21 protein-coding genes and 1 pseudogene are annotated in these 20,893 nt (G+C 47.5%); 16 read left to right on the forward strand and 6 right to left on the reverse strand.

Going from position 1 to position 20,893, the window contains the following annotated elements:
• The first annotated feature begins 11 nt into the window (after positions 1 to 11).
• The 6 genes from FN782_RS06220 to FN782_RS06240 all read left to right on the forward strand — a co-directional run bounded on the left by FN782_RS06220 (position 12) and on the right by FN782_RS06240 (position 3,576).
• Positions 12 to 407 carry a phage holin family protein gene (locus tag FN782_RS06220; RefSeq protein WP_142504913.1) on the forward strand — a complete coding sequence of 132 codons (396 nt, stop codon included), beginning with the start codon at positions 12 to 14 and terminating at the stop codon, positions 405 to 407.
• Positions 404 to 658 (forward strand): hypothetical protein, encoded by a 255-nt coding sequence (locus FN782_RS06225; protein ID WP_246064867.1) that lies wholly within the window; start codon positions 404 to 406, stop codon positions 656 to 658. Before FN782_RS06220 ends, FN782_RS06225 begins: the two co-directional genes overlap by 4 nt.
• Positions 655 to 1,557: a peptidoglycan-binding protein gene (locus FN782_RS06230; RefSeq protein WP_142504914.1), complete on the forward strand. Its 903-nt coding sequence runs from the start codon at positions 655 to 657 to the stop codon at positions 1,555 to 1,557. Before FN782_RS06225 ends, FN782_RS06230 begins: the two co-directional genes overlap by 4 nt.
• A 205-nt stretch (positions 1,558 to 1,762) precedes the next feature.
• Positions 1,763 to 1,900 carry a hypothetical protein gene (locus tag FN782_RS16720; RefSeq protein WP_169713799.1) on the forward strand — a complete coding sequence of 46 codons (138 nt, stop codon included), beginning with the start codon at positions 1,763 to 1,765 and terminating at the stop codon, positions 1,898 to 1,900.
• A 228-nt stretch (positions 1,901 to 2,128) separates the two neighbouring features.
• The gene (locus FN782_RS06235; RefSeq protein WP_142504915.1) at positions 2,129 to 2,386 is read left to right on the forward strand and encodes a helix-turn-helix domain-containing protein; all 258 of its coding nucleotides are present in this window, start codon (positions 2,129 to 2,131) and stop codon (positions 2,384 to 2,386) included.
• A complete protein-coding gene (locus tag FN782_RS06240; protein ID WP_142504916.1) occupies positions 2,383 to 3,576 on the forward strand; it encodes a hypothetical protein in 1,194 nt (397 codons plus the stop codon). Before FN782_RS06235 ends, FN782_RS06240 begins: the two co-directional genes overlap by 4 nt.
• 57 nt (positions 3,577 to 3,633) lie before the next feature.
• Here FN782_RS06240 and FN782_RS06245 read toward each other — a convergent pair whose 3' ends face one another.
• The gene (locus tag FN782_RS06245; protein ID WP_142504917.1) at positions 3,634 to 4,227 is read right to left on the reverse strand and encodes a hypothetical protein; all 594 of its coding nucleotides are present in this window, start codon (positions 4,225 to 4,227) and stop codon (positions 3,634 to 3,636) included.
• 404 nt (positions 4,228 to 4,631) lie between these two features.
• On the reverse strand, positions 4,632 to 4,826 hold the full coding sequence (locus FN782_RS06250) for a hypothetical protein (RefSeq protein WP_142504918.1): 195 nt from the start codon (positions 4,824 to 4,826) through the stop codon (positions 4,632 to 4,634).
• 258 nt (positions 4,827 to 5,084) lie between these two features.
• Here FN782_RS06250 and FN782_RS06255 point away from each other — a divergent pair, with 258 nt between their 5' ends.
• The 3 genes from FN782_RS06255 to FN782_RS06265 all read left to right on the forward strand — a co-directional run bounded on the left by FN782_RS06255 (position 5,085) and on the right by FN782_RS06265 (position 9,178).
• The gene (locus tag FN782_RS06255) at positions 5,085 to 6,077 is read left to right on the forward strand and encodes a LacI family DNA-binding transcriptional regulator (protein ID WP_142504919.1); all 993 of its coding nucleotides are present in this window, start codon (positions 5,085 to 5,087) and stop codon (positions 6,075 to 6,077) included.
• A gap of 156 nt (positions 6,078 to 6,233) precedes the next feature.
• Positions 6,234 to 7,652 carry a sucrose-specific PTS transporter subunit IIBC gene (locus tag FN782_RS06260; protein ID WP_142504920.1) on the forward strand — a complete coding sequence of 473 codons (1,419 nt, stop codon included), beginning with the start codon at positions 6,234 to 6,236 and terminating at the stop codon, positions 7,650 to 7,652.
• A gap of 56 nt (positions 7,653 to 7,708) precedes the next feature.
• Positions 7,709 to 9,178 (forward strand): glycoside hydrolase family 32 protein, encoded by a 1,470-nt coding sequence (locus FN782_RS06265; protein ID WP_142504921.1) that lies wholly within the window; start codon positions 7,709 to 7,711, stop codon positions 9,176 to 9,178.
• Positions 9,179 to 9,721: 543 nt separating this feature from the next.
• Here FN782_RS06265 and FN782_RS06270 read toward each other — a convergent pair.
• The 4 genes and pseudogenes from FN782_RS06270 to FN782_RS06285 form a co-directional block, all read right to left on the reverse strand.
• Positions 9,722 to 10,293: pseudogene (locus tag FN782_RS06270) on the reverse strand (YitT family protein).
• A 9-nt stretch (positions 10,294 to 10,302) separates the two neighbouring features.
• Entirely contained in the window at positions 10,303 to 11,148 is an 846-nt protein-coding gene (locus tag FN782_RS06275; protein WP_142504922.1) for a YitT family protein, read from the reverse strand.
• A 102-nt stretch (positions 11,149 to 11,250) separates the two neighbouring features.
• Positions 11,251 to 11,412, reverse strand: coding sequence for an AbrB/MazE/SpoVT family DNA-binding domain-containing protein (locus tag FN782_RS17440; protein ID WP_142504923.1), 162 nt, complete (start codon positions 11,410 to 11,412; stop codon positions 11,251 to 11,253).
• Between the two features lie 365 nt (positions 11,413 to 11,777).
• Positions 11,778 to 12,179: a DUF1259 domain-containing protein gene (locus tag FN782_RS06285; protein ID WP_142504924.1), complete on the reverse strand. Its 402-nt coding sequence runs from the start codon at positions 12,177 to 12,179 to the stop codon at positions 11,778 to 11,780.
• 218 nt (positions 12,180 to 12,397) lie between these two features.
• Here FN782_RS06285 and FN782_RS06290 point away from each other — a divergent pair, with 218 nt between their 5' ends.
• The 7 genes from FN782_RS06290 to FN782_RS06320 all read left to right on the forward strand — a co-directional run bounded on the left by FN782_RS06290 (position 12,398) and on the right by FN782_RS06320 (position 20,638).
• On the forward strand, positions 12,398 to 13,177 hold the full coding sequence (locus tag FN782_RS06290; RefSeq protein ID WP_425462687.1) for a ClpP family protease: 780 nt from the start codon (positions 12,398 to 12,400) through the stop codon (positions 13,175 to 13,177).
• Positions 13,174 to 13,386 (forward strand): YlzJ-like family protein, encoded by a 213-nt coding sequence (locus FN782_RS06295; RefSeq protein WP_185956087.1) that lies wholly within the window; start codon positions 13,174 to 13,176, stop codon positions 13,384 to 13,386. The genes FN782_RS06290 and FN782_RS06295 overlap by 4 nt, the downstream gene beginning before the upstream one ends.
• Before the next feature lie 93 nt (positions 13,387 to 13,479).
• Positions 13,480 to 15,798, forward strand: a complete 2,319-nt coding sequence (locus tag FN782_RS06300; protein WP_142504927.1) for an FtsK/SpoIIIE family DNA translocase — start codon at positions 13,480 to 13,482, stop codon at positions 15,796 to 15,798.
• A 200-nt stretch (positions 15,799 to 15,998) separates the two neighbouring features.
• Positions 15,999 to 17,039 (forward strand): BMP family lipoprotein, encoded by a 1,041-nt coding sequence (locus FN782_RS06305; protein WP_142504928.1) that lies wholly within the window; start codon positions 15,999 to 16,001, stop codon positions 17,037 to 17,039.
• Positions 17,040 to 17,119: 80 nt separating this feature from the next.
• Positions 17,120 to 18,643: an ABC transporter ATP-binding protein gene (locus FN782_RS06310; protein WP_142504929.1), complete on the forward strand. Its 1,524-nt coding sequence runs from the start codon at positions 17,120 to 17,122 to the stop codon at positions 18,641 to 18,643.
• Positions 18,643 to 19,710, forward strand: a complete 1,068-nt coding sequence (locus FN782_RS06315; RefSeq protein WP_281285920.1) for an ABC transporter permease — start codon at positions 18,643 to 18,645, stop codon at positions 19,708 to 19,710. The genes FN782_RS06310 and FN782_RS06315 overlap by 1 nt, the downstream gene beginning before the upstream one ends.
• A gap of 25 nt (positions 19,711 to 19,735) precedes the next feature.
• Positions 19,736 to 20,638: an ABC transporter permease gene (locus FN782_RS06320; RefSeq protein ID WP_142505081.1), complete on the forward strand. Its 903-nt coding sequence runs from the start codon at positions 19,736 to 19,738 to the stop codon at positions 20,636 to 20,638.
• Positions 20,639 to 20,893: the final 255 nt, after the last annotated feature.

A 20,893-nucleotide genomic window follows, 5' to 3' on the forward strand; every position in this document is an offset into this window, starting at 1 on the left:
GATGAAAGAGAGTGGAAACAGTGTTCAAAGTAGGGTCAGCGGTCGCTGGAGCGGCGGCTTCTTTTTTGTTTGGGGGGTGGTCGGTGTTGATTCAAACCTTAATGGCTTTTGTGATTGTGGATTATGTGAGCGGGGTCATTGCCGGAGCCAAGGAAGGAAAATTGAATAGCTACGTTGGCTTATTGGGAATTTCCAGGAAAGTGTTGATTTTTGCATTGGTTGCGGTCGCCCATATGGTGGATATGGCACTCGGAGAAGGTCATATGTTCCGGGATGCGGCCATCTTCTTTTATCTGGCGAATGAATTGCTGTCCATTTTGGAAAATGCTAGCCGAATCGGTGTTCCAATTCCTCCGAAAGTGAAGGAAGCAGTAGAAGTTCTTCGTGGAAAGGATGATAAACATTGAGTGGAATTGGCTTTGATGATGCAATGTTGATTGCTGTGATTACCGGATTGGTGGAACTGTTTAAAGATGTTGGATTTCCCAAACGGTTTGCACCCTTGTTGGCTCTCGCTTGCGGGATCGCGGCGGGGGTTTTTTATGTGAATCCTGGTGATCTGACTGCCGGGATTCTGTCCGGGATCGTGATGGGGCTGTCAGCGGTTGGACTATATAGCGGAAGCAAAAACATGGTGAAGAAAGGGGAAGTAAAATGAAGACGGAAAAACAATACATTCCCAAACGACACGAAGATATTCGACCCGGTATCCGGATGAAACCCCGTTATATCACCATCCACAATACAGGCAACACGGATAAGGGTGCAGATGCAGATGCTCACGCCCGTTTGTTAAAGAGGGGAAACAGCCGGCAAGCGTCCTGGCACTTCACTGTGGATGACGAAAAGGTGGTCCAACATCTCCCGACCGATGAGGTGGGATGGCATGCTGGAGATGGACGGGGTCCAGGAAATATGTCCAGTATCGGCGTGGAAATCTGTGAAAACTGGGATGGTGACTTTGCCCAAGCGGAGGCCAATACCGCACAGTTGGTACGTCGCTTGTGCGATGAGCTGGACATTCCGGTCAGCCGGGTGGTTCCGCATCGCCACTGGAGTGGAAAAAACTGTCCGCATCGAACCCTGAAACATTGGAGCCAGTTTATTCAAAAAGTAAAGGGATCGAAATGGGACGGAAAGTCTTTTCCGGGACGGGATGCATTCAAGACCGGGAAATCTCACCCAGCTGTTACAGTATTGGGCAAGCGATTGGTGGCCCATGGATTTGGAAAACATTACAAAGTAGGGCCTGGACCTACTTTTTCTGAAGCCGACCGGAAAAACGTCCAGGACTTCCAAAAGGCCCAGGGATGGAGCGGGAGCGATGCCGACGGATATCCTGGACCCGTAACGTGGGAGCGACTCATGAAAGAGGCGCCGTCAGAAAAGAAGAAGTTGAAAGAGTTCTGGAGGCTATACAAAAACGGGGAGCAATTTGGATACTACGATGTCGACGAAAACGCCCGCAAAAAGATCCTACAAGTCCTGGACAAGGCTATGGATGATAACGAAAAGGAAATCAACATCAAGGTTGAACGTGACTTGAAATACGTTTGAAAAATGAAAGCCGGGAGGGGAATCATTCCCCGCCCGGCTTTTTTTTTGGTCTCATCCGGAAAATCTACTTGTTACTGATTCGTTACTGAACAGGAAATATCCTTGTCCGGTATTTTATTGAAGGAAAAATCGAAATAATTTATAAAAACCTATTGACCTATATTCATAGGTTTGGTATTATAGAATCAGAAAGGAGGTGAGGGAAGTGGAATTTTGGATCAAGGTTCTGGCTCTGATCGTCGGGGTACTAACCATCATCGAAAAGATGATGACCATCCTCGAAAAGATGGAGCCAAAAAAGAAAAAGACTCACCACAAACGCCGTCGCAAGCGTAAAAAGTAGTGAGTCACAGGAGGGGGAACGCCCCTCCCCCTCCTAAAATTATACCAAAATTCCACTTCAAATATCCATGGGTAAACTAATGGGAGCGACATTCTGGGTGTTTTTCGTAATATACCTAGCTGTTCGAGAATGGCCATTTGGTGATACGCTTCAAACCGTTACGGACACCCTGGTATTAATCGCTGCAGGTTTAACCGTTGTCAACTATTTCCTAAAAAGGTGATATGGATGAAGTTCAAGGATCGGGAGGATCTGGTCCGCTTTCTGGCGGATCAGATTCTTACTACAGCTGAAGTTATGGAGATTTTGGGTGTCACCCGTCAGAATATCACCCGTTTAGTGAAAAAGGGTGATCTTACACCGATCAAGGAAGGTTCCGTAAAGCTATACCTTCGTGAAGAAGTAGAGGAATTGAAACCACGTCTGGAAAAGTTGCGGGAACAATTCCGTCCATATGATAAAAAGAAGGAGGAAGGCGACAAATGAAAAAGACGGCCCGACAACCGGCGGGGGACATGGCGTCCAACCAAACACCCCCACCGATTGCAAACCGTCCGGACACAGTGTACCACAGCTACGACGAGGTGGAAAGCATGAAAAGGTGGGAAAAAATAAAGACATGGTGGAATGATGCCAAATTCGAGGTTTCGATCAAAGCCATCTTTATATTTGCGGTCGTAGTTTCCTTTTCTCATACGATAGAGTTATACAGTTCCGTGGGATTTGATGATAAGATTGTTTGGCTGAATGATCTTCTCAGAGTGGATTTTATCACCCTCGCTCTGTTCGCAACCTTGGCCGCTGAGGCGGCTTTTGCAGTAGGTCTATGGGGACTATATGAAGCCTACAAAAAGAAACAAGGGTTCCCAAGTATAAAGGAGTTTTGGCAGATATGGACGCTCTTCGGTAGCGGTCTCCTTGTCGTTGGCTGGTCAAACATCGGCGGAACTGTCGGGTATGATTTCATCGTCGGTCAACCAGTTAAAGGGATTGCCCTAGGACTTTCAATTCCCCTGTTTGTTTTGGGAGCTGTCCTGGTGAATTTCAAGCGCAAACATCCATCCATCGACCAGCCATCCAATCAGACTCAGCCAATCAGCCAACCAATGGTTGAGGTGGAAGAACAATCAACCAACATTCAATCAGACAAGCCAACCAAAAGCCAACCGTCAACCATTCAGCCGGAAGATGACAGCCAAACAGAACCAACCATTGAACAGTCAGCCAACAAGCAACCAGCCAACTCAACCACTGAGTCAACTACGGTTAGTCAGCCAAACCAACCAGTGGACAGATCAGCCAACCACACAAAGACAAGCGATCAACCAGCCAACCAAGGCAACCAGTCAAAACGGACGACCGAGCAACCAACCAAGCGAATCAGCCAAGAGAACGAACAGTCAACCAAGCGGGTACATAGTCAGCCAGCCATAACAACCAGCCAATCAACCAAAAAGAAACAGTCAACCAACCAGTCAACTATTCAGCCAGCCAAAAAGGTTGTTGAAGTGGCTGAAAAATATCGGGCAGAAAATGGCGAATGGCCGAGTCAGAGACAGTTGGCTGAATTGGCTGATGTCACCCGATATCAGGCAGCCAAGGTACTCAGCCAGTTGAAGAAACAGCCACCAGTCCAATCAACCACCAGTCAGTTAGTCAGCCAGGCAAATGGCTGAATGGTCGATCTTCAGCCAACCAAAAAAAACCGGGAGGGATCACCCCTCCCGGTTTTGTTATTGTGTTACGAATGTATCCAAAAACTCTTTTCTTTTAGATTCTTTATGGATCACTGGATCAATATATTCTGAAAGGCTTTTATTTCCTTCTTGATAGGCTTTATGTAACTCATCAAAGTTTGCTTTAAAGAATTGTTCCAACTCTTCCCGTGATGCTTTGAACTTGTAGACCTTACCCTTCACAGGAATCTCCATATCGATTTTTTTCACTTCTGGATAAAGGCGAGCAATCCTTAAAGACTCAGTAAATCCTCTAGTTAAGTTCATTTCCAATCGCTTTTGGGTTCCTTGGGTTCCACTCCAGTATGTATTGAAATCCTTTGAATCGATTTTGGAATCAGGATTTTCTTTTTTGTATTCATCATAACTGCCATAATAGCGAATCGTGACAACGCCATCCTTTAATTCGCTTTTCTGGATAAAAGAACTGCCTCGGATCATTCTTACATATTCTTCAAAGGAAGGTATCTTTACTTCCTGTTTTTCCTCGACTTTATCGGAATTGGCACCAGTATCCTCTGAATAACAGCCGGTAAACACTAAGGCAAAACCAATTAAGATGAATCCTAATAATTTGTGGAATCTTTTCATAGTGTTTCCTCCTTTATTGTTCCATTATCTATATTCTTCGTACACCCTTTCTATTTTTTGTCCGCTTTTTCCTTTGTTGAATGGGGAAAATACTGCAAACAAGGACGGATCTTAGGAATTTAATTGGTCACAAAATTGGTCACACACCAACGAAAAAAGCCTTGCACAAAAGTGAACTAATTGAATGACTGACTTCACAAACATGCGATTATTTCTTAACTTTTGCTCTCCTGGAAACAGGGGTGAACACATGCATTTAAAATGGAAGTATGATCACAGTGATTTATCTGATACCGCAACCCCTTTAATATCAAGGGTTTGCGGTTTTATATTGCCTTTATTTTTCTTTGTGTCGATCATTCCGAGGCGTTGTTTCAAGGCAAAAGTTAATAGTTGAGAGAAATTTAACACGTTAACTTCGGCCATTTTGTGTTTAGCCATCGAGGAACGGTTACGGTTTTTTTGATGATTTTGGTCTCCATTTCATCCCGAAAAGGTGGCATCCATACATCAATCAAGACAACAGCTTCGTTGGGACCTTCTTTTTCTACTTCGTGAACAGGGGTGGGTTCGGGAATTTCATCACCGTCTTCCTCCATACCATTTGTATCATTTGATATAATAGTATCAATGATACAAAAAGGGGGATTCAGTAAGTTAAAGGAAAATGTAATTAATTAACGAAGAGTCCGTAAAAAATTTCCGTTGGTTTTGTGAAAAAGGTCATTTCCTATGGGGGAATCACCGGCCATTTATCCATGGATGGATGGAGAGGCAGTTTCGGGTTTGATGACAAGGGAATTGACGTAAAAATAAAGATGTTTTTTCATTTTTTCGTGTAGTGGAGGACCAATGCCATGATCACCATCAATGAAATCGCGGAGCGGGCGAATGTGTCCCGAACGACCGTTTCTAGGGTGTTGAACGATTCGGGATACGTCAGCGAACCGGTCCGGAAACGGATCCTGAAAATCATTGAAGAGACGGGATACGTGCCCAGCGAACACGCCAAGGCGCTCCGCACCAAACGGAGCAAGGTCATCGGTGTGATTCTGCCGAAAATCAGCACGGAGACTTCCGGCCGCCTTGTGGATGGCATCGATGAAGAGCTGTCGAGAAAGGGATACCAGATCCTGTTGGCCAATACCAAGCTGGAGAAAGAAAAAGAGATCCAGTTTATCAAACTGCTGAATAGCCGCCAGGTGGATGGGATCATCCTGGCGGCTACCCACGTCGGCGAGGAACTGGTGTCGGAGATTGGCCATCTGGCCATCCCCTTGGTTTCCGTGGGTCAGGACTTGCCCGGTGTGTCCGTGGTCTTGTACGACGACTACCATGCTGCGAAAGAGTTGACCACCTTGTTCATCGACAAGGGGCATCGGAGAATCGGCTTTATCGGAGTGAGCGAGGACGATCCGGCGGTGGGATATTGGAGAAAAAAAGGGTACATGGACGCGATGGAGGAACACGGTCTACCAGTTGAAGACCATTGGGTCCAAACTTCCCGGTTCGACCTTAGGTCCGGGTATGCGTCCGTGAAAACCATGATGGAGACGGAGGGTGCCTCCCGTCCCACCGCCATCTTCGCAGTGACGGACCGGTTGGCGATCGGGGCTCTTCAGTATCTCAAGAAACGGGGGGTGGGCGTGCCGGACACCGTGGCTCTGGCCGGCATCGGGGCGTCGGAAATGTCGAAGCACATCACCCCGCCGTTGACAACAGTGGATTATATGCATGAAAACGCAGGACGGGAAGCGGCCAAGATGATTCTGGAACATCTTTCCGGAACCCGGTCCGTGCCGGGAAAAGTTATACTTTCATATAGACTTTTGAGCAGAGACAGTTTATAATGATGATGTAATCGATTTCATTTTTTATACAAGTGGTTTAGACAAAGGATTCATCGTAAGCATGAATCCAATTTTTTATCCCATGATGAAATCGATTACATCTTCTGTTTTATGGATGTGGAATCGATTTCTGTCATTCGAGGAGGGGAAACGATCATGGAAAAATCGGAGAACCGGTTGATTGCAGAACAGATCGTGGAAGCGATCGGTGGAGAGGAGAACATCGAGTCGATCGCCCATTGCGCCACGCGGTTGCGGTTAATGGTCAGCGATCGGGAAAAGGTGAACCAGGAACGGGTCGAGTCCATCGACAAAGTGAAAGGAGCCTTCTACAACTCGGGACAGTATCAGGTCATTCTGGGGACGGGAACCGTCAACCGCATCTATGAGGAGATGACCAGCCTCGGATTGGAAGGTAAGACGAAATCGGAACAGGCGAAGGGAGCCGCCAAAAGCGGAAACGCCTTTCAACGGGCGATCCGCTCCTTCGGGGATGTGTTTGTTCCCATCATTCCCGCTTTGGTGGCGACGGGTCTGTTCATGGGTCTGCGCGGTCTGGTCATGCAGGAGAAACTGCTGGCCCTGTTCGGTCTGACCCCAGGGGACATCTCCGACCACTTCATCCTGTTCACCCAAGTGCTGACCGACACGGCCTTCATCTTTCTGCCGGCGCTGGTCGCTTGGTCCACCTTCCGGGTGTTCGGTGGATCGCCTATCATCGGACTGATCCTCGGCTTGATGCTGGTCAGCCCGGCTCTGCCCAACGCTTGGGATGTCGCCGCTGGGAAAGCGGAAGCGATCCGGTTCCTGGGCTTCATCCCTGTTGTTGGTTATCAGGGTTCTGTGTTGCCCGCCTTTATCGCTGGCATCCTCGGAGCCAAACTGGAACGGGTGATTCGAAAACGGGTTCCCGAAGCGCTTGACCTGATACTGACACCGTTTTTGACCTTGCTGGTGATGATCGTTTTCGCTCTCTTGGTCATTGGTCCGATCTTGCACAGCCTGGAGGAAGTCATCATGAACGCCACTGTATCCATTCTGCAATGGCCTTTCGGCATCAGCGGCCTCCTGATCGGTTTCTTCCAACAGATTATCGTCATCACCGGAGTCCATCATATCTTCAATCTTTTGGAGATTCAGTTGTTGGAGCGGTTCGGAAACAACCCCTTTAATGCCATTATCACATGCGCCATTGCCGCCCAGGGCGGAGCTGCGCTGGCCGTCGGCCTCAAAACCAAATCCAAGAATCTGAAAGCCCTGGCTCTGCCGTCGTCTCTATCCGCCTTCCTCGGAATCACGGAACCGGCGATCTTCGGGGTGAACCTTCGCTACATGAAGCCCTTCGTTATGGGATTGATCGGCGGGGGCGCCGGCGGGTTTCTCGCTTCGTTGTTTGGGCTGAAAGCGACGGGTATGGCGATCACAGCGATTCCCGGCACGTTGCTTTATCTGAATGGCCAGCTCCCCCTGTACTTGCTGGTCAACCTCGTTTCCATCGCAGTGGCGTTCGCACTGACTTGGATGTTCGGTTTTTCCGACGCTGTGCTTGATAAGAAACGTTCCGCCAAGGAGTGATCGTCGCAGACAATTGCTGATGAAATCGGAAACCAACCATTCAAGGGAGTTTTCTTATGAACTCAACGAAAGCACGATTGACGGAACGGGTCCGAGCTGCGGTGGTGACGTACGGAGCTGCGGCGAAGCGCGACCCCTATCGTCTTCACTACCACTTGACACCACTCGTCGGACTGCTGAACGATCCCAACGGATTCGTCCAGTATCGCGGGGAGTATCATCTGTTCTATCAGTGGAATCCATTCATCACCGAGCACGGTAGCAAGTTCTGGGGGCATTGGACGTCGATGGACCTGGTGAATTGGCGGGCGAAACCGGTCGCCCTCGCCCCTGACGAATGGTACGACAAAAACGGTTGTTACTCGGGAAGCGCCGTGGAGCACGAAGGGAAACTGATCCTGTTTTACACGGGAAACGTCAGAGACGAGCAGGGTGGTCGGGAAACGTACCAATGCATGGCTATATCGGAGGACGGAATTCGCTTCCGGAAACACGGACCGGTCATCCACTTGCCGCAAGGGTACACCCCTCATTTCCGCGACCCGAAAGTCTGGAGAAAAGACGGGAGTTGGTACATGGTGGTGGGTGCCCAGAGTCGGGAGCTTCAAGGGCAGGCTGTCCTGTTCCGGTCTTCAAATCTGAGGGATTGGACCTATCTCGGGCCGATCGCAGGGAGTGGGTTACAATGCTTGGGAGAGTTCGGATACATGTGGGAGTGCCCCGATTTGTTTCGACTCAACGGCCGGGGGGTGCTGATCGTCTGTCCCCAGGGGTTGGAGCCGGAGGGGGACCGCTATCATAACCTTTACCAATCCGGCTACTTCCTCGGCGACTTGGAAGAGGAAGTAGCGAAGTTCGACCACGGTCCCTTTGATGAATTGGATCGGGGCTTCGATTTCTACGCGCCACAGACTACCTTGGACAACCGAGGACGTCGGTTGCTGTTCGGGTGGATGGGCTTGCCCGACGGGGAGGAGCACCACCCGACCGTTGCCCACCATTGGATCCACGCGATGACGTTGCCTCGTGAACTGAGGGTGAGCAAAGGACGCTTGATCCAACGCCCTGTGGAGGAACTGTGTCAGTTGCGAAGGAATGAAGTAGTCCATTCCCGCACAGAGATTTGCGGAAAGGGTGTGGCGTTGGAAGGGGTGGACGGTGAGGCGCTGGAGATCGAGGTGGATCTGTTGGAGAACCGGTCGGAAACCTTTGCCATCGATTTCCGGGGAGCGGCCTGCTTGATCTACGACCGCCGCGACGGCCGGCTGATGCTGGAGCGGACCGCATGGAAGGACGGAAAGAAGGAACGGCGCTTTTGCCGGATTGACCGGTTGGCCCGGTTGCGGATTTTCCTGGACGCATCCAGTATCGAGATTTTCGTCAACGAAGGGGAAGAGGTGTTTACGTCCCGATTCTATCCGGACGTAGACAACCGGTCAATTGCGTTCTCGGCCCCGGAGGGAATTACCGTCGATCTGAAAAAGTGGGAACTGGCGTCGGTACCGATTCCGGGAGATCCCGTGTGAAGCGGCAAACGGAAAGCCATTAGTCATGACAAAGCCCTGCACCGAAAGTCGACAGGGCTTTGTTTCTAAAAAAAGAAAATTGATGGCGTTTGAAAGATCGATCAAGACCCATTTGGGGTTCCCCTGCTCCTCTCCGAGAGGAGCAGAGCTATTTTTATTTATTTTGTCTTCTTATGATCTTTTTCGCAGTCGTAGAGACTTCTATTTTCCTTTGTACGAGTTTTTATACTTGAATGCGACCTTTCGGAGGGCAATTATCGGTCTTAAATCCCCCGGAATAAAAGGATAGATTGAATTATAAGAGATGAGGAATCCCGAAACAAAGCCCCTACAGAGATTGCGGGGGCTTCGGTTAGCTTTAACGGTTAAGAAACCATTTTTTCAGTCGGTCGAAGAAGGTTTCCTGTTTTATTTCATCCTGTTTGGGCTTCCTCCCGGTTCCGCCGCAATAAGCGCAAGGAGTTTCCATAGGGATCGGCAGCATCGTTTTTATTTTCCCTTTCCCCTTGCAGACCGAACAAGTCACCATCATTTCCCTACTTTCTAGTGAATATTGCGTTTTTTAAAGTGTCCTCCCTTGATATCGTGAATATCTCCAATTGCCAGGAAGGCTTGTGGATCGATATCCTCTACAATTAATTTCAGTTTTGCCTCTTCCAAACGGGTAATGACACAGAAGATCACTTTTTTGTCATCACCAGAGTGTATCCCCCTTCTCCCTTGAGGTACGTCACACCGCGTCCTAGCCGGTTCAAGATGGCATCCCCCAGTTCTTCGTGTCGATTACTGTTAATCCAGACCGATTTGGTTTCATCAAACCCTTCAATCGTCATGGCAATCATTTTAAAAGCGATGAAATAAGTGATCAAAGAGTACAGGCCCGCCCCAGCCGAATATGAAACCGTAACCCCGAACAACGTGGAAGCCTCCAAGGGGAGACCACCCAAATAAGAAAGAATGATGGAAACCCCGACGATGCCACCATCAATGATGTGGTTTGGGACCAGAAAAATTTCCAGCCCCACGGTGACTAAAAATGCTCCCACCAGGATGATGAAGACCCGTTTCAGGATGCTGGACCATGAGAGTTTTTTGTGTTCTCGTTTCGATTCCAACGGATTTGTTCAGCTTTTTGGATACGGAAACAGGGGTTTGTATTTGACACCAGCGGTTTCCGCGACATACGACGCTTCCATAATCGCTCCAGGATCTATTTCCAACACCAACTCTTTCAGTTTGGGATACTCCAAGCGGTCCACAATGCAATAAATAATTCGTTTTTCATCACCGGAGTATCCACCCTCTCCACGAAGAAAGGTGAGGGAGACTTCCAGGTCATGAACCAACCGTTTCCCCACTTCCTCCGGTTTCTCCGAAATGATCATGACGGATTTCGCTTGGTTCAGACCATCCATCACGAAGTCGATCATTTTGGTCACGATGTAGAATACCGCCAAGGAGAACATGGCTTTTTCCAGGGTGTAAACGAAAGCGGCAGTTGCAAAAATGACCGCGTTCAATACCAGGAGAAAGGTAGTGATAGGGATGTGGAAGCGTTTGTGAAACCAAACGGCAAGCATCTCTGTTCCGTCAATCGCTCCTCCGGTTTTGACTACCAGGCCGATCCCCACTCCCAACAAAAGCCCTCCGTAGAGAACAATCAAAACTTCTGAAGTGGTAATGGCTGGGATCGGTTTAAACAGAATCAGTCCAACAGTCGTCACTGCATTGGCATAAAGGGTGCGAATGACAAACCGTTTCCCGGTCACTTTGGTGGTGAACAGCAGAATCGGAAGATTCAGACCAAGAAAGACCACCCAGAGAGGAATCTCCCATAGCTTGTGGGACATAATCGCAATGGCTGTCACTCCCCCATCCACCAGGCCGTTGGGAGCCAAGATCAGTTCCAATCCGGCAGCGACAATAAACGAGCCGACGGTTAAGGAGAGGTATTCCCAAAATCGTTTCATTTTTCATCTCCTTTTTATTAACATTTCATTTCGAGGGACCGCCTTTCAGTATGCTTCCCACCTTAATCCGGCCTTTGTAGGCCTTTCAATTTCCGAACCTCATTAAAAGGAGATTAATCCCGCTTTGGTCACGAATACTTGACCATCCTCAATGCAATAGGTCGTGTAGTCCCCCTCACGAACATTCAAAAGATCTTGGAACTCTTTGGGTAAGGTCACTTGATTTTTTGAACTGACTCGATAGAAGTGAAAATCACCCTCCACCCCTTACAGGAATTTCGGTATTCTTGCTTACATCATTATACCATGATTTGATTACAGAAAGACTGAATTGAGCCCTTGCCGAGATCGACAAGGGCTTTGTCTTAGAGTAGAGATCCCAAAAAAGACCCAATAAATAGGAAATTTCGTTTTAAGGGGATGAGACAGGACTTATATCAAAAGTGCCGATTCTTTGCTGGAGGAAAGAGATGGGGAGACGGAAATCCCCTCTCCCCCACTTTGTCATGAACCTCCAGAGTTAATTTGATTATTTTTTCTACCGGAAATGCGTCAAACACAATTTTATGAATCGCTGTCGTTCTTGCGATTACTGGGGAATATTCCTGCTTTTAGATATATACGAAAGTCTATTTTAATACTCTGAGTGCTCTGGCTACTTTTCTGGCAAATACAATGGGGTTTTCTATGGCTTCGAAGTGAATGTACATCAAGCGAGGGTTTTCAAACAGCCAGTGATTGTGTAAGGCGGTTACCAAAATCCCTTGTCGACGAAGTGCTGAGATGAAAGGGTTGATTTCTCTTTGCAAAATCACCGTTTCGCCTAGATTAAGCGCTCTACCTCTCCGATCAATATTTTCAAATGTGAAGAAAGTGGGCAAAACAATAGGGGAGCGGCTTCGTCTTCCTAAAATGGTAACAGGAATGTTCCGGAATTTTTGAATCAGACAAACTCCGTTGACGATACTGGGTGTTCCTCCCGTGATATTGGCAAATTGCCGACAGAGTCTTTCCAACGCACTCATCGTCATACCTCCTTTTATACGTGTCACTTATGACCAACACTATAAACTATGGGTGGACATGGGAATGGGTTTGTGGAGGTACCTAAAGATGTTGAAATTGGGTTTTTATATTTTTTTGTAGGATTCCGGTTGTTTGGAAAATCAGGATGAGAGTAGACATCCGTCCATTTTTTGCATGGGATCGGATCATGCATCGCATACTAGAGAAGAAAAGGAGGGTTCATATGAGCGATAAAATCGATATGCAAAATCAAGGCCCGACAACACAGCCATCGGATGCTCCCGCCCCTGATCAGCCAGGGACAGATCCCAATCAAAAGGGAGAACAGAAGAAAAAGGGAATTGTGGACGCCATTCAGCAATTGGGACAGACGAACGTGCCCCAGATGGAATCCAATATCCACTGTCTATCGGTCATCGGCCAGGTGGAAGGACATCTTGTCATGCCATCCCAAAACAAAACCACCAAATATGAGCATGTCATTCCGCAGATTGTGGCAGCAGAACAGAATCCCAAAATTGAAGGAGTCGTTATTATTTTAAATACCGTTGGCGGGGATGTGGAAGCAGGGCTTGCAATTGCCGAAATGATTTCGTCCATGAGCAAGCCGACGGTTTCCCTCGTTTTGGGGGGAGGACACAGCATTGGAGTTCCTATTGCCGTAGCAGCAGATACCAGTTTTATTGCGGAGACGGCGACCATGACCATTCATCCTGTCCGTTTGACAGGAATGGTGGTGGGTGTTCCACAAACCTTTGAATATATGGAAAAAATGCAGGATCGGGTGACCCGATTTGTGGCCCAACATTCCAATATTTCTGAGGAGAAATTCCGGGAGCTGATGTTTCGGACAGGCGAACTGGCTCGTGATATTGGAACCAATGTGATTGGAAGTGATGCGGTCAAATATGGACTGATTCATCGTGTCGGTGGTCTAGGTGATGCATTGAATGAGCTGAATCAGAAAATTGAATGGAATCGCAAAGGGGATGTCGTTCAATGATCTACTATTCTGTGATCCCGGCAGAGGCTGCATTACACGATCCCGAACAGGAGCCTGAAACGCAGTTGGTTGAAGTTGATGGAGTCCCGATGATGGTGGAGATGGATGGTCCAAGAGCCGGTCGCATTCAGCGCCTTCTTTCCACAGATCCGCAACATTATTTGGACACTCGTTATCAACCGGGCACTCCCGTACAAATACAGCCTTAAGCAATTTTCCTTCCCTCCAGTCTCCATGCTGGAGGGTTTTTCCTGTTATAATGGAAAGAAAGATATAAATTGGACGGAATTGGAGGGTCGGTTATGGCAAAACGTAAGAAAAAAGTGACCAAAGGTGTTTCAAAAGTGATTCTTTTTGAATTGTATGGGATCGTTATCTTCACTTTTTCCTTGATGGCGATGGCTCGGTTAGGAGCTGTGGGACGGTCATTAAGTTATCTCTCCCGCTTTTTTGTGGGCAATTGGGATTTTCTTCTTCCGTTAGGGGGGATGGTTCTTGCGGTTCGTGTAATGATTAAGCGGAGTTGGCCGAGTCGTTGGTCTTCACGGTGGACAGGCATTTTTCTTATGATTCTGGCCTTTCTGATTTGGAATCATATGGAGACCTTTGATAACATGCAATTCCAGGGCAACGAAGTTCCGATTATCTCCACAACATGGGATTTGATTCTGGCTGAAAAAAACTCCCGCCTTCCAACCGATATTGGAGGTGGCATGGTTGGAGGATTGGGCTATGCTCTGTTTCAATATCTGTTTGATCAGACAGGCTCCACCCTGGCAACGATTGCACTCGGCATGGGAGGATTGCTGTTGGCAACAGGTTTTTCCTATGTGAACAGTCTGCGATCCCTTCGGATATGGTGGAATGGTTGGCTGGAGCGAAGGAAGCATGATCTGATCCGACGTCTGAACAGACGTGGCAGGAAAGAACGGATCGGAGCAAAAAAAGAAAAACAACCGGTACCCTATCCGTCTGAGGGAAACGAAACACCTGTCATTCATGATTTTTCCGAAAATGAAGAACGCAATGCTCTATCTGTTCCAGCGGAACAACCGGAGCTTTTCCCTGTTGTTTCACAAGAGACAGGAAAAGGAACGGCATCATCGATGGATCACCCGGATCAAAAAAAGGAATCCCCTCTGGAAAAAAAAGAGCCGTCCGGAGATATGGTGGTTCATTTGAAGAAAGAACAGACACCTGCCGAATATCGACTCCCTCCCTTTAAAATCTTGAATAAACCAAAAAGTCAAAAAACCAATCGGGATCGCAGAGGAATGGCGGATAATGCCAAAATACTGGAATCAACGTTGGAAAGTTTCGGGGTGAGGGCAAAGGTGACACAGATCCATCGCGGTCCAGCCGTTACCCGCTATGAAGTTCAACCGGACACTGGAGTCAAGGTAAGCCGTATCGTCAATTTGTCTGATGATATTGCCCTGGCTCTGGCTGCAAAAGATATTCGAATCGAAGCACCAATCCCTGGAAAGGCCGCGTTGGGAATTGAAGTCCCCAATTCCAATATCTCTGTTGTGGGTTTACGGGATGTATTGGAAAGCTCTCAGTATCATGAAGCGGAATCAAAGCTTTCCATTGCCCTGGGGCGTGATATTTCCGGTGAACCGATCGTAGGGGATTTGTCAAAAATGCCCCATTTACTGGTAGCAGGTGCTACTGGATCGGGGAAAAGTGTCTGTATAAACGGGATTATTTGCAGTATTCTGTATAAAGCCAAACCGGATGAAGCCAAAATCATGATGATTGATCCAAAAATGGTGGAGTTAAATATCTATAATGGAATCCCCCATTTATTGGCTCCAGTGGTGACGGATTCACGAAAGGCGGCAGTTGCACTGAAAAAAGTGGTATCTGAAATGGAGCGGCGTTATGAATTATTTGCAGAGCATGGTGCACGGGATATTGAACGATATAATCAACTGGCTCGCGAGAAGGATGAGGAGAACATTCTTCCTTACATTGTCGTTATTGTGGATGAGTTAGCGGATTTGATGATGGTGGCGGCAGCGGATGTAGAAGATGCCATTTGCCGCTTAGCCCAGATGGCAAGAGCAGCGGGGATTCATCTGATTATTGCCACCCAGCGACCTTCGGTGGATGTCATTACGGGGGTTATTAAAGCGAATATCCCATCCCGGATTGCCTTTGGTGTATCATCATCAGCAGATTCCCGAACGATTCTGGATACAGGTGGAGCGGAGAAACTGCTGGGTCGCGGAGATATGCTCTATGTACCTGTAGGGGCGTCCAAGCCGATTCGGATTCAGGGCTCCTTTGTATCGGACAAGGAAGTGGAGGCAGTGGTTCAATATGTGAAAGGTCAGCAACAGGCCCATTACCATGAAGAAATGATCCCGGAAGTACAACCGGAAGGTACCGATGAAAAGGAAGTAGAAGATGAACTCTTTCCCAAAGCCGTGCAACTGGTTGTGGAAGCAAAAACGGCTTCTGTGTCCCTTTTACAGCGACGGCTTCGGGTAGGGTATACCCGTGCTGCACGTTTGATGGATTTCATGGAGCAAAAGGGAATTGTCGGCCCTTACGAAGGAAGCAAACCAAGAGAAGTGCTGATGACCCCAGAACAAATTTCCAACCGTAAATTTTAGTATGGATAAGCGGATTGTTTTAAATAAAACGGTAGCCAATTCGGAGTAGCCATGGTATAAAAGAAAGGGGCATGGAAAGACTAACACAAAAGTGATCGGTGTAAAAATTATCTAATACTGATTACTTTTGGTTTGCTTACTAAAGTAAGGGTTTACAATGTCTTTCTGTGGATGCTTATAACATTCAAGGGGGGAAATGCATGAGCAAAAAAGCTTGGGGTATTATGTTTCTTTGTGCAATGCTCGTGTTGGCCACAGGGTGTGCTGCTGGTGGCAACCAAGGTGGCGGTGAGAATGAAGGTGGATTTTCCGCTGGTTTGGTGACGGATACCGGGGGCATCAATGATGAATCCTTTAACGAGACCGCCTGGGCCGGAATGAAAAAAGCCAAAAAAGAGTTGGATGCAGATATTAAATACTTAGAGTCAAAACGGGATGACGACTACAACCCCAATTTGACCAAGTTTTCCCGTGAAAAACGGAATATCGTCTGGGGTGTTGGGTTTAAATTCAACAAAGCCATCCCGGAAATCGCAAAACAGTTCCCGGATCAGAAGTTTGGGATCGTTGACGATAACTTAGGAGGAAAGATCCCGGATAACGTAGTGTCTGTCACTTTTAAGGAAGAGGAAGGTTCTTTCCTGATGGGGGTCATTGCCGGCTCCATGACCAAGACGGATAAAGTGGGCTTTATTGGCGGAATTACTTCTCCTTTGATCAAGAAATTTGAATATGGTTTTCGTGCCGGAGTAAAAGCGGCGAACCCAAAAGCCAAGGTGACGGTCGCATATGCGGAAAGTTTCAAAGATGTGGCCAAGGGTCGGTCGTTGGCAGCCAATATGTATAACGATGGTACGGACATTATCTTTCATGCAGCAGGCGGGGTAGGCAAAGGACTTTTTGACGAAGTGAAGACCCGTGAAAAAGGGAAATACTGGGCGATCGGTGTCGATATGGACCAATCTGGGCTGGCTCCGGATCATACCCTCTCTTCCCTAGTGAAGCGGGTAGATGTTGCAGTGTTTGATATAATGAAGGATATGAAGGAAAATGACAAATTTCCTGGTGGCAAGGAAGTAGAGCTCGGACTGAAAGAGGATGCGGTTGTCCCTGCAAAAACGACGAGCAAACATGTACCGGAAAACGTGATGAAAAAAGTGGATGAATATAAACAAAAAATTGTTGATGGAGAAATCAAAGTCCCGTCTACTGAAAAGGAGTTTAAAAAATATAAGGGATAACCATATTTGAATCCATGATTTGGTCCGAAAAGGGCTAGCGGATGCTAGCCCTTTTTGCCAGTAAAGAAAGGGGGATTTCCATGAATGTTGTCGAAATGAAAGGCATTACCAAACGTTTTCCCGGTATCGTGGCCAATGACAATATCCACTTGACCGTTAAAGAAGGGGAAATCCATGCATTGCTGGGTGAAAACGGGGCGGGAAAGTCGACACTGATGAATGTTCTGTTCGGTTTGTATCAACCGGATGAAGGAGAAATCAGAATTAAAGGAAACAAGGTGGAGATCACCGGTCCCAATATGGCCAATGAGCTGGGAATCGGGATGGTTCACCAGCACTTTATGCTGGTTGACCCCTTTACCGTCACGGAAAATATTATTTTGGGCGAGGAGCCAACAAAGAATGGACTGATCGACAAGGCGAAAGCAGAGGAAGAAGTGCGAAGCATTTCGGAACGTTACGGACTGCGGGTGGACCCCAAAGCGAAAATCCGGGATATTTCCGTTGGCATGCAGCAACGGGTGGAGATCTTAAAAACCCTTTATCGCGGGGCAGATATTCTGATTTTTGATGAACCGACTGCGGTCCTTTCACCACAAGAGATTGATGAATTAATACAAATTATGCGTAATCTTGTCAAAGAAGGAAAAACGATTATTTTCATTACTCACAAATTAAAAGAGATTATGCGCATTTGTAACGCAGTAACGATCATTCGTCGCGGTAAATATGTCGATCGAGTGGAAGTAAACGAAACGGATGAGAACCAACTGGCATCCATGATGGTTGGGCGGGAAGTTTCATTTGCTGTAGATAAGGAAGAAGCAAAGCCGGATCGAACGGTTTTGTCCATTAAAGATCTTCATGTGCTCAATTCCCGAAAGATGGAGGCTGTCAAGGGGCTTGATCTAGATGTTCGGGCTGGAGAAATTGTTGGCATAGCCGGTGTGGATGGTAACGGTCAAACCGAGCTTTTGGAAGCTATTACGGGGTTAAGGAAGGTTCAATCCGGCAGTATTCAATTAAATGAACAGGAAATTTCCAATTTAAAGCCCCGTTCAGTCACGAAAAAGGGCGTGGGACATATTCCTGAAGATCGTCATCGACGGGGATTGGTTCTGGACTTTTCAGTCAGCGAAAATATGGTTCTGCAAACCTATTACCAACCTCCGTTTTCCAAAGTGTTTAATATGAACTATAAGAACGTTGACCAGTATGCCCAAAAACTAGTTCAGGAGTTTGATGTTCGAACGCCGGATATTTATACGCCGTCCCGCGCGCTTTCCGGTGGAAACCAGCAGAAGGCGATTATTGCCAGGGAAGTGGACCGTGATCCGGATCTGCTCATTGCGGCTCAACCGACACGGGGATTGGACGTTGGGGCGATTGAATTTATTCACAAGCGCTTGATTGAACAACGGGATAAAGGGAAGGCCGTTTTGTTGATGTCTCTGGAATTGGAAGAAGTGTTAAAGTTGAGTGACAGAATCGCTGTCATTTATGAAGGAACAATTGTTGGCTGGGTAGACCCTGCCAATACTTCAGAAGAAGAAGTGGGCTTGCTGATGGCCGGCAGAAAACCCGGTATGGAGGTGAAACAGTGATGGAAACCATGCAAAGAAGGTTGCGGGAATCTCCAGTGATCACTTCCGTGGTATCCGTTCTATTGGGAATGCTGGTGGGAGCCATTATGATGATAGCGGCTGGATACAATCCGATACAAGCTTACCAAGCGCTTTTTATGAGTGCCTTTTTGATGCCCTATGATATCGGAGAAACGATTCGGACGATTTCCCCTTTGATTTTGACCGGTTTGGCAGTGGGACTAGCGTTTCGAACCGGGTTATTTAACATCGGGGTGGAAGGTCAGTTTATCATCGGTCAACTGGCTGCAGTTATTGTGGCTCTTAAAATGGATCTCCCACCGGTTCTTCACGCTGTTGTGGCTGTTTTGGCCGGTGCTTTGGGTGGGGCTCTCTGGGCTTTTCTTCCCGGTCTTCTAAAGGCGACACGCGGAGTCCATGAAGTGATTACGACTATTATGATGAACTTTATTGCATTGTATCTTGCCAATACATTGGTACGCAATTGGTTGTCACAAGGGGCTGATTCCACAGAGACGATTCCAGAATCTGCATCCTTGCGCTGGGATTTGTTGTCCCAGGCTTTTGGCAATTCAAGAATCCATTTTGGGATCTTTATCGCTTTGGCAACTGCACTTTTTATGTATTATCTCCTTTGGAAAACGACACTGGGCTTTGAGCTTCGGGCTGTAGGCTTAAATCCGCATGCTTCTGAATATGCGGGAATGAGTGTGAAACGAAACCTGATCATGTCCATGATGATCAGCGGTTTATTTGCTGGACTGGGTGGGGCCTCCGAACTGTTGGGAACGTCCGGATACCTTGCCATTCACGGCTCACATACCGGGATTGGCTTTGACGGAATCGCTGTTGCACTTTTAGGAGCCAATTCGCCGTTAGGAATTGTTTTTGCCGCTGTTCTTTTTGGAGTTCTCACCTACGGTGGTCCAGTCATGCAATTTGAAGCGAATGTTCCCACGGAAGTGATCCGGGTTGTATTTGCTGCCATTATCTTTTTTGTCGCGGCCAATGTTGTTCGTTGGATGATGAGCAAGTTTGGAAACAAGGCGGTGAAAAAAAGTGATTGACACGCTTACGAATATCCTGCAAACAATGGTCCTTTATGCAACACCATTGATTTTGGCCGCCATGGGAGGGTTGTACTCAGAACGGTCCGGAGTTGTGAATATCGGACTGGAAGGGTTAATGACGATTGGTGCCTTTACAGCAGCCGTGACAACCCTAGCTACAAACAATCCCTGGATTGGACTGTTGGCAGCCATGTTGGCAGGTATAATCCTCGCGCTTCCTCACGCGGTCGCCTCGGTTACATTTAAGGCGGACCAAGTGGTTAGCGGAGTAGCGATTAACTTTTTGGCTCTGGGCATTTCTGTCTATCTTGTAAAAGCGATGTACAACGGTAAGGCTCAGACTCCAACCGTACTGGAGACCTTGGATCGCTTGCCTATTCCGGGGTTAAGCCAAATTCCTGTGATCGGACCTGCTTTTTTCAACGCTTTTCCCACCACATACCTGGCGGTATTCGTTGTTTTTCTTTCCTATTTTCTGCTGTATCGCACGCCGTTTGGAATGCGTTTAAGGGCAGTGGGAGAACATCCTCGCGCCGCAGAGACAATGGGGGTAAACGTTTTTCTGATGCGATATATCGCTGTATTGATCAGTGGTGCTCTGGCTGCGATTGGGGGTGCCGGCCTTTCGATCGCCATTGGAAGCGAGTTTAACGAAACGACTGTTGCTGGACAAGGATTTATTGCTTTGGCAGCACTGATCTTTGGTAAATGGAATCCTTTTGGAGCATTGGGAGCTGCCACGTTCTTTGGGCTGGCGGTTGCTTTGGCCTTGACCGGTCAGATTTTTGGTCTAACCAATTATGTTCCCAGTGAAGTGTTGAATATGTTGCCCTATATTCTTACCATTCTGGCTCTAGCCGGAGTCGTCGGACGAGCGGAAGCTCCTGCGGCGATTGGAAAACCTTATGAAACGGGTGGCCGTTAAGTGGACAGACGCCTTTCCTCATTGAGGAGAGGCGTCTGTTTCAATAAAGGAAGTTTTGGCGCAGGGCAATATTTTTGATGAAAGTGGTCATATTAATAGTTAATGGTTTTAGGAAATGCGAGCGGGGAATCCCCCCCATTTTAATACCCCCCTCCTCGCAAGTCCGACAATTTTTGGTATACTCAAAATACGAGCGAAAACTCGTTAAACGATTTGTACCTTGAAAACCGAATCGTATGGGGTTGTGGTGAGGAA

Origin of the sequence: Melghirimyces algeriensis, from assembly GCF_900182565.1 — a bacterium.
GTDB lineage: Bacteria > Bacillota > Bacilli > Thermoactinomycetales > DSM-45169 > Melghirimyces > Melghirimyces algeriensis.